General features: G+C 70.9%; 10 protein-coding genes. 5 read left to right on the plus strand and 5 right to left on the minus strand.

Annotated elements, in window-relative coordinates:
• Window positions 1-3 precede the first annotated feature (3 nt).
• The 3 genes from eboE (at window position 4) to ACF1A1_RS15710 (ending at window position 3,782) form a co-directional block, all read left to right on the plus strand.
• Window positions 4-1,173, plus strand: a complete 1,170-nt coding sequence (gene eboE / locus ACF1A1_RS15700; RefSeq protein ID WP_392000232.1) for a metabolite traffic protein EboE — start codon at window positions 4-6, stop codon at window positions 1,171-1,173.
• Window positions 1,170-2,600 (plus strand): alkaline phosphatase family protein, encoded by a 1,431-nt coding sequence (locus tag ACF1A1_RS15705; protein WP_392000233.1) that lies wholly within the window; start codon window positions 1,170-1,172, stop codon window positions 2,598-2,600. Before eboE ends, ACF1A1_RS15705 begins: the two co-directional genes overlap by 4 nt.
• A 132-nt stretch (window positions 2,601-2,732) precedes the next feature.
• Window positions 2,733-3,782, plus strand: coding sequence for a sugar phosphate isomerase/epimerase family protein (locus tag ACF1A1_RS15710; RefSeq protein WP_392000234.1), 1,050 nt, complete (start codon window positions 2,733-2,735; stop codon window positions 3,780-3,782).
• 75 nt (window positions 3,783-3,857) lie between these two features.
• On the opposite strand, the gene ACF1A1_RS15715 is transcribed toward ACF1A1_RS15710, so the two are convergent.
• From ACF1A1_RS15715 to ACF1A1_RS15735, 5 genes are all read right to left on the minus strand, one after another.
• Window positions 3,858-4,046 carry a hypothetical protein gene (locus ACF1A1_RS15715; protein WP_392000235.1) on the minus strand — a complete coding sequence of 63 codons (189 nt, stop codon included), beginning with the start codon at window positions 4,044-4,046 and terminating at the stop codon, window positions 3,858-3,860.
• A 71-nt stretch (window positions 4,047-4,117) separates the two neighbouring features.
• Complete coding sequence (locus tag ACF1A1_RS15720; protein WP_392000236.1) at window positions 4,118-5,506, minus strand: OFA family MFS transporter; 1,389 nt, start codon at window positions 5,504-5,506, stop codon at window positions 4,118-4,120.
• A 121-nt stretch (window positions 5,507-5,627) separates the two neighbouring features.
• Complete coding sequence (locus ACF1A1_RS15725; RefSeq protein WP_392000238.1) at window positions 5,628-7,772, minus strand: acetate--CoA ligase family protein; 2,145 nt, start codon at window positions 7,770-7,772, stop codon at window positions 5,628-5,630.
• A 4-nt stretch (window positions 7,773-7,776) separates the two neighbouring features.
• Window positions 7,777-9,006 carry a formyl-CoA transferase gene (frc, locus tag ACF1A1_RS15730; protein ID WP_392000239.1) on the minus strand — a complete coding sequence of 410 codons (1,230 nt, stop codon included), beginning with the start codon at window positions 9,004-9,006 and terminating at the stop codon, window positions 7,777-7,779.
• A gap of 12 nt (window positions 9,007-9,018) precedes the next feature.
• On the minus strand, window positions 9,019-10,701 hold the full coding sequence (locus tag ACF1A1_RS15735; RefSeq protein WP_392000241.1) for a thiamine pyrophosphate-binding protein: 1,683 nt from the start codon (window positions 10,699-10,701) through the stop codon (window positions 9,019-9,021).
• A gap of 176 nt (window positions 10,702-10,877) precedes the next feature.
• Between ACF1A1_RS15735 and sucC the strand changes: the two genes are divergently transcribed.
• Entirely contained in the window at window positions 10,878-12,008 is a 1,131-nt protein-coding gene (sucC, locus tag ACF1A1_RS15740) for an ADP-forming succinate--CoA ligase subunit beta (protein WP_392000702.1), read from the plus strand.
• A gap of 14 nt (window positions 12,009-12,022) precedes the next feature.
• On the plus strand, window positions 12,023-12,907 hold the full coding sequence (gene sucD / locus ACF1A1_RS15745) for a succinate--CoA ligase subunit alpha (protein WP_392000242.1): 885 nt from the start codon (window positions 12,023-12,025) through the stop codon (window positions 12,905-12,907).
• The last annotated feature ends 15 nt before the right edge of the window (window positions 12,908-12,922 follow it).

The raw sequence follows: 12,922 nt of genomic DNA on the forward strand, positions 1-12,922 counted from the left end.
CCGATGCGCTTCCGCCACCCCGACGGCACGACCGTCCACCTCGCCTACTGCACCAATGTGCACCCCGCCGAGACCCTCGACGGGGTCCTCGCCCAGCTCCGCGACCACTGCGAACCCGTCCGGCGCCGCCTGGGCCGCGACCGGCTCGGCATCGGCCTGTGGCTCGCCGGGGACGCCGCCCTCGCCCTCGACACCGACCCGTCCGCGCTGCGTGATCTGCGCACCGAACTCGACCGGCGGGGCCTGGAAGTGGTCACCCTCAACGGCTTCCCCTACCAGGGTTTCGGCGCCGAGCGGGTCAAGTACCGCGTGTACAAGCCGGACTGGGCCGACCGCGAACGCCTCGAGCACACCACGGCCCTGGCCCGTGTCCTCGCCGGTCTCCTCCCCGACGACGTCACCGACGGCAGCGTCTCCACCCTTCCCCTCGGCTGGCGCACCACCTGGACCGCGGCGCGTGCCGGCACGGCTCACCGCGCCCTGCTCACGCTCGCCGAGCGACTGGACGCGCTCGCGGAGCTCACCGGCCGCTCGATCCGCGTCGGCCTGGAACCGGAGCCCGGCTGCATCGTCGAGACCACCGGCGACGCCCTCGCCCCGCTCACCGCCGTCGGCCACCACCGCATCGGTGTCTGCGTCGACACCTGCCACCTCGCCACCTCCTTCGAGGACCCGTACACCGCCCTGGACGCGCTCACCGAGGCCGGCGTCCCCGTCGTCAAATCCCAGCTGTCGGCCGCTCTGCACGCCGAACACCCCCGTCTCCCCGCCGTACGCGAGGCCCTCGCCGCCTTCGACGAGCCCCGTTTCCTGCACCAGACCCGCACCGTCACCGCCACCGGCCGACACGGCACCGACGACCTCGGCGAGGCACTGACCGGCGACGCCCTGCCCGACAGCGCGCCCTGGCGGGCCCACTTCCACGTCCCGCTGCACGCGGCCCCCGCCGCGCCCCTCACCTCCACGCTCGCCGTATCGAAAGCCGCGCTGACCCGCCTCGTCGGCGGCCCGCACCCCCTCACCCGGCACCTCGAAGTCGAGACCTACACCTGGCAGGCCCTGCCGCCCGCCCTGCGCCCCCGTGGCCGCCCCCAGCTCGCCGACGGCATCGCCGCCGAACTGTCGCTGGCCCGCGACCTGTTGACGGACCTCGGCCTCAAGGAGCTGCCATGACCCCTCCCCGGTCCGAGACCGCGACACCCCCGGCCGGCGGCAGCGCCCCGGACCGTCCCGTCCCCCTGCTCGTCCTCGACGTGGTCGGTCTCACCCCCCGTCTCCTCGACCACATGCCCCGCCTCGGGGCCCTCGCCCGGGCCGGCTGCCGGGCGCCGCTCGGCACGGTCCTGCCCGCCGTCACCTGCGCCGCCCAGTCGACCTTCCTCACCGGCGCGCTCCCCTCCGAGCACGGCATCGTCGGCAACGGCTGGTACTTCCGTGAGCTCGGCGACGTCCTGCTGTGGCGGCAGCACAACGGTCTCGTCGCCGGCGACAAGCTGTGGGACGCCGCCCGCCGGGCGTACCCGGGCTACACGGTCGCCAACATCTGCTGGTGGTACGCCATGGGCGCCGATACCGACTTCACCGTCACCCCCCGCCCTGTCTACTACGCCGACGGCCGCAAGGAACCCGACTGCTACACCCGCCCCCCGGCCCTGCACGACGAACTCACCGAAAAGTTCGGCACGTTCCCGCTCTTCCACTTCTGGGGCCCGGGCGCGGACCTGGTCTCCAGCCGCTGGATCGTCGACGCGACCCGCCACATCGTGCGCACCCGCCGTCCCGACCTGGCCCTGTGCTACCTCCCCCACCTCGACTACGACCTCCAGCGCTTCGGCCCCGACGACCCGCGCTCCCTGCGGGCGGCCGCCGACCTGGACGCGGTCCTGGCGCCGCTCCTGGACGACGCCCGCGCCGAGGGCCGTACGGTCGTCGCGCTGTCCGAGTACGGCATCACCCGGGTGAGCCGGCCCGTCGACATCAACCGTGCCCTGCGTCGTGCCGGCCTCCTGGAGGTGCACACGCAGGACGGCATGGAGTACCTCGACCCGACGGCGTCCCGTGCCTTCGCGGTCGCCGACCACCAGATCGCCCACGTCTACGTACGCCGGCCCGAGGATGTGGAGGCCACCCGCGCCGCGCTGGCCGCCCTGCCCGGCATCGAGCGACTCCTCGACGACGAGGGCAAGAAGGCGCACCATCTCGACCATCGGCGCTCCGGCGAACTCGTCGCCGTGGCGGAGCCGGACGCCTGGTTCACGTACTACTACTGGCTCGACGACGCCCGCGCGCCCGACTTCGCACGGCTGGTCGAGATCCACCGCAAACCCGGCTACGACCCCGTCGAGCTGTTCATGGATCCGCTCGACCCGTATGTGAAGGTCAAGGCGGCCGCCGCGCTGGCCCGCAAGAAGCTCGGCCTGCGCTACCGCATGGCGGTCGTGCCTCTCGATCCCTCACCTGTCCGCGGCAGCCACGGCCGCCTTCCCGCGAGCGACGACGACGGTCCGCTCCTCATCTGCTCCACCCCCCGCTCCATCGGTGACCGTGTCGCGGCCACCGACGTCAAGTCACTCCTGCTCCACCTGGCCGGCCTGTCCTGACCGCCACGCCTGTCGTGACGGGACGCACCGTCCTGACCGGTCGGACTGTCCTTACCGATCGGACTGTCCTGACTGGTCACAAGTGAAGCACTCACCACTGACAACGCCCTGCGACCCCGAGGAGTTCCAGGCATGAACCGCATCTCCCGGCCCGACCCCGAGCTCACCCACCGCCTCAGCAGACGAGGCATGCTCGGCGTGGCCGCGGGCGCCACCGCCGCCGCCCTGCTGGGCGCCGCCGCGGCCCCCGCCACAGCGGCCGGCGCGCCCACCGCCACCACACCCACCGCCGCCGGCCGGGGCCGTCCCGTCCTGCCCCGCGGCCGGCTCGGCATCCAGCTCTACAGCCTGCGCGACAAGGTCTCCACCCTCGGCTTCGCCCCCGTCTTCGCCGAGTTGGAGAAGTACGGCTACGACGAGGTCGAGTTCGCCGGATACGACCAGGGCTCGGCGGGCCCGATCACCCTCGCCCGGCTGAAGCGGCTGGCCCGCGACCACGGGCTGACCCCCATCGGCAGCCACGTCGGCTACTACTCCGGCGATCCGAACGCGTACACCTTCGCCCAGAACCTCACCAAGGTCCTGGACGACGCCCAGGCCCTCGGCCTGAAGCACATCGGCACCGCCGCCGGCCCGTTCCGCTACGGCTCCACCGTCGACGCGTGGAAGCGCGCGGCCGAGGACTTCAACACCTACGGCGCGGCGGCCAGAGCACGCGGCATGAAGTTCTACCAGCACAACCACTCCGAGGAGTTCTCCTTCGCCACCGACGACCCCGGGGTCCGCCTCTACGACGTGCTGCTCGCCGAGACCGACCCCGACCTGGTGTTCCTGGAGATGGACATCTTCTGGGCGTACGTCGCCCAGTTCCGTTTCTCCCAGCGGCCCGACGGGACGCCCGCGCCGTTCGAGCCGCTGGACTACGTTCTCAAGCAGCCGCACCGCTACCCGCTCTTCCACGTGAAGGACGGCGTCAGCGACCCCGCGAACCCCTTCGGTTACCGCATGGTCGACGTCGGCGACGGAGACATCGACTACCAGCGGTTCATCTCCGCCGTGACCCGGCTGCGCGGGCACCGCTCGGCCCACCACTGGCAGGCCGAGCACGACAACCCGGCCGAGTCGTTCACGTTCGCGCGGCGGTCGAGTGAGCATCTGCACTCGCTGCGCGAGAAGTGCTGAGCGCACGCGCGCGTGAGGCGGCCCTCCCGGGATCGGCACCCGGGAGGGCCGTCTCATGAACGGGCGACAGCGAAGTCAGCCGGCCGCCCGCGGCTGGGCGACCCGCCCCCCGCGCCGGTCGTGTCCCGGCGGCCGCCGCAGCAGCGCGGACGCCGCCGACGTCATGGCGATCCACGGCAGGTACACCATGAGTCCGCGGGAGTGACCGAGCACGTCCCGCTCGCTCTCGCCGCCGCGGTGGACCCGGCCGCGGGAGTCGCTCACCGCACGGTGGGGACGGTGCGCGGCGTCGGGAGGTGCCGACGCGCTGTTCGGTGCGACGGGGCCGGCCGATGTCACGCCATCTCCTCGCCGAGCGGATGCGGGTTGGGAACGACGCCGCGGGCCTTCGGCCTGCCCGGCGCCCTGAGGAAGAGGGCCAGCACCGCGGAGGCGAGCCCGATGGAGCCGGCGATGACGAACGCGCCCTCGTAGTCCCAGGCGCCGACGACGACCGCGCCCATGCCGGAACCCACGAGACCCGAGATCAGCTTCGAGCTGTAGACCATTCCGTAGTTGGAGGCGTTGTTGTTCTCGCCGAAGTAGTCCGCCGTCATCGCCGCGAACAGCGGGAAGATCGCGCCGCCGCCGAAGCCGGACACCATCGAGCAGAACAGGAAGAACGGCATGCTGCCCATCTGTCCGGAGACCAGCACCCCGAACTGGGCGGTGCCCAGCACCAGACACACGATGACCAGGGTGTTGCGGCGGCCGAACTTGTCGGAGATCCAGCCGATGACCCCGCGCCCGGTGCCGTTGACGATCGCCTTCAGGGACATCGCCGTGGCCACGATCCCGCCCGCGAAGCCCATGTCCTTGCCGAACGGCACCTGGAAGGCGATGCCGAAGATGTTGATGCCGGCCGTGCACAGCAGACAGAACCACATCATCCACAGGACGGGGGTACGGGCGGCCTCCTTGGGGGTGTACTGCTTCACCGCCGGCGGGTTCTTCTCCAGCGCCCGGCGGATCTTCGGGTCGTCGGTCATCCTGAGCGGGTCGACGTGCGCGGGCCACCAGTTCTTCGGCGGGTCCTTGAAGAACCAGCCGGCGAAGGCGACGACGGCGCAGCACACGAGGCCGACCATCACCAGGACGCCCTGGTAGTTGCTCAGGTCCATGTACGAGGTGAACAGGAACACGAAGGGCACCGAGCCGTAGGCGAAACCGCCGTTGACCATGCCGGTCTTGCCGCCCTTGCGTTCCGGATACCACTTGCCGACCATGTTCACGCAGGTCGCGTAGACGAGTCCGGCGCCGATGCCGCTGAACATGCCGAAGCCGATGTAGGCGACGATCACGTGCGGGGCGAACGCCAGCGAGAGGTAGCCGCAGACCGTGCCCAGTGCGCCGAGCATCATCGCGTACCGCGCGGGAAGTTTCCCGCTCTCCCGCAGCTGCCCGGCGGGGAAGGCGACGGCGGCCTGGAAGAAGACCCAGACGCCCATCAGCCAGAAGATGTGCCCGCTGTCCCACAGGTGGGCCTCGTGCAGGGTGTCCTCGGCCGAGGTGAACGCGTACTCCGAGGAGCTGATGCCCAGCATGCCCATCCAGGGGAAGAGCACCATGGTCCAGCGCGGCCGGCCCATGATGTCCCGGTCGGTCTCGCCGATCCGGTACACGCGGCCGTTGCGGTCCGTCACCTCCCTGTAGGTGAGGGACGTCGAGAAGTCGGTGGTTGTCATGTGTGTCGCACCCCTTGCGTCGAAAGTTCTGGCCAGCGCCCCCTGTCCAATGCCTTTCGTGTGCGCACGGGTCCCGGGGCCGGCCGACGCGCACCGTCGGCCGGCCCCGTGCCGGGTCACCTCATGAACCGCCCCCCGACAACCCCGCCGCGCGCGCCCAGCGGTACTTGGCGCCGAGTACGGCCACCGGCTTCTCGGTCGTGTACGGGTAGGCGACGACGCCCCGCTCGTACAGGTACTGGCAGGCCTCCTCGACCTCCACGTCGCCCGCGAGCGACGCGACGACGGGCTTTTCGACGCCGCGCTCGCGGAACTCGGCCACCACGCGCGCGGTGAGCTCCGCGAAGACCATCGGGGGAGTGACGATGGTGTGCCAGTAGCCGAGGACGAGCGCGTGAATGCGCGGGTCCTCCAGGCCGAGCCGGATCGTCGCCTCGTACGTCGACGGCGGCTCGCCCCCGGTGATGTCGACCGGGTTGCCCGCGGCCCCGAACGGCGGGATGAACTCCCGGAACGCCGCGTCCAGGTCGGGCGGGATCTCCATCAGCGTCAGGCCGTTGTCGGTGACCGCGTCCGACAGCAGCACCCCGCTGCCGCCCGCCCCCGTGATGATCACGACGTTGTCGCCCCGGGGGGTGGGAAGCACCGGCAACGCGCGCGCGTACTCCAGCATGTCGTTCAGCCCGGGCGCCCGGATGACGCCGGCCTGGCGCAGGATGTCGTCGTAGACGGCGTCGTCGCCCGCCAGCGCCCCGGTGTGCGAGCCGGCGGCCCTGGCGCCCGCCGCGGTGCGCCCCGCCTTCAGCACGACGACGGGCTTCTTCGGTACGGTCTCCCGCGCCGCCTCGACGAAGGCCCGTCCGTCCTTGAGGTCCTCCAGGTGCATCGCGATGCACCGGGTGTGCGGGTCCTCGCCGAACCAGGTCAGCAGGTCGTCCTCGTCCAGGTCCGACTTGTTGCCGAGCCCCACGATCGCCGACACGCCCGTCTTCGTGGTCCGCGCGAAGCCCAGGATGGCCATTCCGATGCCCCCGGACTGCGAGGTCAGCGCCACCCCGCCCTTGACGTCGTACGGCGTGCAGAACGTGGCGCACAGGTCCTGCCAGGTCGAGTAGTAGCCGTAGATGTTCGGGCCGAGGAGGCGGATGCCGTGCCGCTCGGCGATCTCCACGATCTGCTCCTGGAGTTCGTGCTCGCCGGTCTCCGCGAAGCCGGAGGGGATGAGGACGGCGTTGGGGATCTTCTTGCGTCCCACCTCCTCCAGGGCCGATGCCACGAACTTGGCGGGGATCGCGAAGACCGCCACATCCACCTCACCGGGAACGTCGGTGACACTCTTGTACGCCTTGCGGCCCAGAATGTCGTCGGCGCGGGGATTCACCGGATGGATGTCCCCGGCGAAACCGCCGTCGACGAGATTGCGCATCACCGAGTTGCCGATCTTGCCCTGCTCGTTGGAGGCGCCGATCACGGCGACGGAGGCGGGCTGCATCAGGCGGCGCATGGAGGTGAGGATCTCCGCGCGCGTGTAGCGCCTGCGTTGCTTCACGGGCGTGTCGGACAGGATGACGCGGATGTCCGCGGCGAGTGCGCCCCGCGGTGTGGCGATCACCGGGTTGAGGTCGACCTCGGCGATCTCGGGGAAGTCCGCGACCAGTTGGGACACCCGCCGGATCTGCTCGGCGACCGCCCACCGGTCCACGCCCTCCTGCCCGCGCACCCCGCGCAGGATCTCCGCCGACCGGATCGAGTCCAGCATCGACAGAGCCTCGTCGGCGTCCACGGGCGCCAGCCGGAAGGTGACGTCTTTGAGCACCTCCACCAGCACCCCGCCCAGCCCGAACGCCACGACCTTCCCGAACGTCGGGTCGGTGACCGCGCCGACGATGACCTCCTGCCCCTTCGGCAGCAGCTCCTGGATCTGCACCCCCTCGATGCGCGCCGCCGCGTCGTACGCGCGCGCGTTGTCGACGATCCTGTGGAAGGCCGCCCGTACGTCCGCCGCCCCCTCGACGCCGACGACCACCCCGCCGGCGTCGGTCTTGTGCAGGATGTCCGGCGAGACGATCTTCATCACGACGGGCCCGTCGAAGCGCGCCGCGTACGCCACGGCCTCCTCGACGTCCCGCGCCAGCTCCTCGCCCGGTACGGCGATCCCGTACGCGTCCGCGACCACCTTGCCCTCGGGCGCGGTCAGCGCGGTCCGCCCCCCGGCCCGCACCGCGTCCAGCAGCGCGCGCACCCTCAGCACCCGGTCCTCGGCCATCACGTCAGATCACCCCGTTCGACTTGAGCAGGCGCAGCTCCTCGTCCCCGAGGCCGAGTTCGCCGACGTAGACCTCTTCGTTGTGCTCGCCCAGCAGCGGTGACCCGGTCACCTCGACGGGGGAGTCGGAGAGCTTGAGCGGGCTGCCGACGGTCACGAACTCGCCGCGCTCCGGGTGCGGCACACGCACGACCATCTCGTTGGCGATCAGCGACTCGTCCTCGATGATCTCCTTGGTGGACAGGATCGGCCCGCACGGGATGTTGTGGGCGTTGAGCCGCTCCAGCACCTCCCACTTGGGCAGGGTCGAGGACCACTCCTCGATCAGCTGGAACATCTTGTTCAGCTTGGGCAGTCGGGCCTGCGGCGTTGCCCACTCGGGGTCGTCGGCCAGCTCGGGCCGGCCGATGAGCTCGCTGATCGGCTGCCAGCCGACGGGCTGCACGATGACGTACACGTAGTCGTTGGGGCCGCCCGGCGCGCACTTGACCGCCCACCCGGGCTGGCCGCCGCCGGACGCGTTCCCGGAGCGGGGAACCTCGTCGCCGAAGTCGTCGTTGGGATATTCGGCGAGCGGGCCGTGTGCCAGGCGCTGCTGGTCGCGCAGCTTCACCCGGCAGAGGTTGAGCACAGCGTGCTGCATGGCCACATTGACCCGCTGACCGCGCCCGGTGTGCTCGCGCTGGAACAGCGCCGCGAGAATCCCCGCCACGGCGTGGACGCCCGTGCCCGAGTCCCCGATCTGGGCCCCCGTCGCCAGCGGCGGTCCGTCCTCGAAACCGGTGGTCGACATCGACCCGCCCATGGCCTGCGCGACGACCTCGTACGCCTTGAAGCTGGTGTACGGGCCGTCCCCGAACCCCTTGATGGAGGCGTAGACGATCCGCGGATTGATCTCCTGGATGCGGTCCCAGGTGAACCCCATCCGGTCGACCGCGCCCGGACCGAAGTTCTCGACCATGACGTCGGAGCGCCGGATCAGCTTGGTGAGGATCTCCTTGCCGCGCTCGGTCTTGGTGTTGAGGGTGATGCTCCGCTTGTTGCAGTTGAGCATCGTGAAGTAGAGGGAGTCGGCGTCGGGGAGGTCGCGCAACTGCTTGCGCGTGATGTCACCGGACGGCGCCTCCAGCTTGACGACGTCCGCGCCGAGCCAGGCGAGCAGCTGTGTCGCCGACGGCCCGGACTGGACGTGCGTCATGTCCAGGACGCGGATGCCTTCGAGAGCCTTGCTCATGACAAGCCCTCCTCACTTGTACATCGTCTGGTTCATGGTTCCGGGGGCGTACGCGTCCGGGTCGACCCAGACGTTGATCAGCGAGGGCTTCCCGGACTCGCGGGCGCGCCGCAGCGCGGGGCCGATGTCGGCGGGGTCGCGCACCTCCTCGCCGTAACCGCCCAGCATCCGCGCGAACTTGTCGTAGTGGACGTCCCCCAGGGTGTTGCCGACCCGCTCGCGCTCCTTGCCGTACTTGGCGGCCTGGCCGTAGCGGATCTGGTTCATGGAGGAGTTGTTGCCGACGATGCCGACGAAGGGGAGGTCGTAGCGGACGAGCGTTTCGAAGTCCCAGCCGGTCAGGGAGAACGCGCCGTCGCCGAAGAGGGCGACGACCTCCTTGTCGGGCCGCGCCTGCTTGGCCGCGAGCACGAAGGGGACGCCGACGCCGAGGGTGCCCAGCGGGCCCGGGTCCATCCAGTGGCCGGGCGACTTGGGCTGCACGACCTGGCCGGAGAAGGTGACGATGTCGCCGCCGTCGCCGATGTAGATCGAGTCCTCGGTGAGGAAGTCGTTGATCTCGCTGACCAGGCGGTAGGGGTGGATGGGGGAGGCGTCCGAGCGCAGCTGCGGCAGTCGCTTCTCCAGGGCGGTCTGCTCGGCGGCGCGCAGTTCGTCCAGCCACTCCTTGCGCCTGGACGCCCCGCCGTTGACGCGCCCGGAGGCCGCCTCGGTCACCGACTTCAGCACCAGGCCCGCGTCGCCGACGATGCCGAGGTCGATGTCGCGGTTCTTGCCGACGGTGCGGTAGTCGAGGTCGATCTGTACGACGGTCGCGTCCGGCGACAGCCGCTTGCCGTAGCCCATGCGGAAGTCGAAGGGCGTGCCGACGATGACGATGACGTCGGCGTGGGTGAAGGCGTAGCGGCGGGACAGCTGGAAGTGGTGGGGGTCGCCCGGGGGCAGGGTGCCGCGGCCGGCGCCGTTCATGTACGCGGGGATGTTCAGCGTGCGGACCAGCTCGGTGGCCGCCTCGGTGCCGCGGGTCGTCCACACCTGGCTGCCCAGCAGGATCGCGGGTTTCTCGGCGTGCACGAGCAGATCGGCGAGCTTCTCGACCGCCTCGGGGTCGCCGGCCGAGCGGGTCGAGGCCCGGTAGGCGCCGGACCGGGGCACGCGTGCCTTCGCCACCGGCACCCTGGCGTCGAGGACGTCGCGCGGGATCTCCAGGAAGGAGGGGCCGGGCGCGCCGTGGTAGCACTCGCGGAACGCCATGGACACCATGTCCGCCGCGCGCGCCGTGTCCGGCACGGTCGCCGAGAACTTGGTGATCGGCGCCATCATGTCGACGTGCGGCAGGTCCTGAAGGGATCCCATCTTGTGCTGGGTGAGCGCCCCCTGGCCGCCGATCAGCAGCATCGGGGACTCCGCGCGGAAGGCGTTGGCGACGCCGGTGACGGCGTCGGTGGTGCCGGGGCCGGCCGTGACGACCGCGCAGCCGGGCTTGCCGGTGATGCGCGCGTAGCCGTCGGCGGCGTGGGCGGCGACCTGCTCGTGGCGGACGTCGACGACTTCTATGCCCTCGTCGACGCAACCGTCGTAGATGTCGATGATGTGGCCGCCGCAGAGGGTGTAGATGCGGTCGACCCCTTCGGCCTTCAGCGCCTTGGCAACGAGATGACCACCGGAAATGACGTCCTGGGTGTCGTCGGGCATGGCGAAGTCCCGTCCCTTCGTAGGGGGTTGGAAGGCTCTCGCGGTACATTGCATACAGTCGACGAATACTGTATGAATCTCGTTATCCCGCATCCGGTGGGTGGTGTCCAGGGGGCGTGCGGCACTTTCAGTCATCGGAGTTCGGCCTCGCGATGACTTCGCAGACGGGAGCCGAGATGGACCTGTACGAACACCAGGCAAGGGAACTCTTCGAGGAGCACGGCATCTTGGTGCCTCGGGCCGAGGTGACCGACTCGCCCAAGGAGGCACGGGAGATCGCCCGCCGGCTCGGTGGCCGCGTCGTCGTCAAGGCGCAGGTCAAGACGGGCGGACGCGGCAAGGCGGGCGGCGTCAGGCTCGCCGCCGACCCGGCCGCCGCCGAACTGACCGCACGTCAGATCCTCGGCATGGACATCAAGGGGCACACCGTCGGCACGGTGCTGCTGGCGCAACCCGTGGAGATCGCCGACGAGTTCTACGTCTCCTACGTCCTGGACCGCGCGGCCGGCTGTTTCCTCGCGATCGCCTCCGCCGAGGGCGGCATGGACATCGAGGAGGTCGCCGCCGGCCGACCGGATGCCGTCGCCCGTATACACATCTCCCCGACCGAGGGCGTGACCTCGGCGAAGGCGGCCGAGATCGCCGCCGCCGCCGGCCTGCCGCCGCAGACCGTCGACGTCCTGGTGCGCCTCTGGCACGTCCTGGTCCGCGAGGACGCCCTCCTCGTCGAGGTCAACCCGCTCGTGCGCACCCGGCAGGGACAGCTGGTCGCCCTCGACGGCAAGGTCACACTCGACGACAACGCCTCCTTCCGGCAGGCGCGGTGGGGCGACGCCGCCACCGAGGACGGCGACCCGCTGGAGGCCGCGGCCGCGGCCAGGGGCCTCAACTACGTCAGGCTCGACGGCGAGGTCGGCGTCATCGGCAACGGCGCCGGACTCGTCATGTCGACCCTCGACGTGGTCGCCGGCTGCGGAGCCCGCCCCGCCGACTTCCTCGACATCGGCGGGGGAGCGTCGGCCCAGGTCATGGCCGACGGCCTCTCGGTCATCCTGTCCGACCCCGCCGTGAAGTCGGTCCTCGTCAACGTCTTCGGCGGCATCACCGCCTGCGACGCGGTCGCCGAGGGCATCGTGCGGGCCCTGGACACCGTACGGCTGACCAAGCCGCTCGTCGTCCGCCTCGACGGCAACAACGCGGCCCGCGGGCGCGCGATCCTCGACGAGCGCCGCCATCCGCTCGTCGAGCAGGCCACCACCATGGACGGCGCCGCCCGCCGTGCCGCCCGACTCGCCACCGCAGCCTGAGGAGACCGGACGCCATGGCCATTCACCTCACCAAGGAGAGCAAGGTCCTCGTCCAGGGCATGACCGGCGGCGAGGGCATGAAGCACACCCGGCGCATGCTCGCGGCCGGTACCGACGTCGTCGGCGGCGTCAACCCGCGCAAGGCGGGCCGCACCGTCGACTTCGACGGCCGGGTCGTGCCGGTGTTCGGGTCGGTCGCCGACGGTATGCAGTCGACCGGCGCCGATGTCACCGTCGTCTTCGTCCCGCCCGCCTTCGCCAGGGCGGCCGTCACCGAGGCCGCCGACGCCGGCATCGGCCTCGCCGTCGTCATCACCGAGGGCATCCCCGTCCACGACTCCGTCGCCTTCACCTCGTACGCGAAGGCGCGCGGCACGCGGGTCATCGGGCCCAACTGCCCCGGCCTGATCAGCCCCGGCCAGTCCAACGCCGGAATCATCCCGGCCGACATCACCAAGCCCGGCCGTATCGGCCTGGTCTCCAAGTCGGGGACCCTGACCTACCAACTCATGTACGAGCTGCGGGACATCGGCTTCTCGACCTGTGTCGGCATCGGCGGCGACCCGGTCGTGGGCACCACCCACATCGACTGCCTGGCCGCCTTCGAGGACGACCCCGACACCGACCTCGTCGTCCTCATCGGCGAGATCGGCGGCGACGCGGAGGAACGGGCCGCCGCCTACGTCCGCGACCACGTGACCAAGCCGGTCGTCGGCTACATCGCCGGCTTCACCGCGCCCGAGGGCAAGACGATGGGGCATGCCGGGGCGATCGTGTCCGGTTCCTCGGGGACCGCCCGGGCGAAGAAGGAGGCGCTGGAGGCGGCCGGGGTGCGGGTGGGGAGCACACCGACCGAGACCGCGCGGCTCGCGGCGGCCCTGCTCGAAAGCCCGGCGTGACGCCCCGCACCGCAC

This window comes from Streptomyces sp. NPDC014995 (genome assembly GCF_043080745.1).
In the GTDB taxonomy this organism is placed as follows: domain Bacteria; phylum Actinomycetota; class Actinomycetes; order Streptomycetales; family Streptomycetaceae; genus Streptomyces.

Coding starts and splice junctions, on each gene's coding strand:
- eboE (WP_392000232.1), top strand. CDS start 4: ATGCGCTTCCGCCACCCCGACGGCACGACCGTCCACCTCGCCTACTGC.
- ACF1A1_RS15705 (WP_392000233.1), top strand. CDS start 1,170: ATGACCCCTCCCCGGTCCGAGACCGCGACACCCCCGGCCGGCGGCAGC.
- ACF1A1_RS15710 (WP_392000234.1), top strand. CDS start 2,733: ATGAACCGCATCTCCCGGCCCGACCCCGAGCTCACCCACCGCCTCAGC.
- ACF1A1_RS15720 (WP_392000236.1), bottom strand. CDS start 5,506: ATGACAACCACCGACTTCTCGACGTCCCTCACCTACAGGGAGGTGACG.
- ACF1A1_RS15725 (WP_392000238.1), bottom strand. CDS start 7,772: ATGGCCGAGGACCGGGTGCTGAGGGTGCGCGCGCTGCTGGACGCGGTG.
- frc (WP_392000239.1), bottom strand. CDS start 9,006: ATGAGCAAGGCTCTCGAAGGCATCCGCGTCCTGGACATGACGCACGTC.
- ACF1A1_RS15735 (WP_392000241.1), bottom strand. CDS start 10,701: ATGCCCGACGACACCCAGGACGTCATTTCCGGTGGTCATCTCGTTGCC.
- sucC (WP_392000702.1), top strand. CDS start 10,878: ATGGACCTGTACGAACACCAGGCAAGGGAACTCTTCGAGGAGCACGGC.
- sucD (WP_392000242.1), top strand. CDS start 12,023: ATGGCCATTCACCTCACCAAGGAGAGCAAGGTCCTCGTCCAGGGCATG.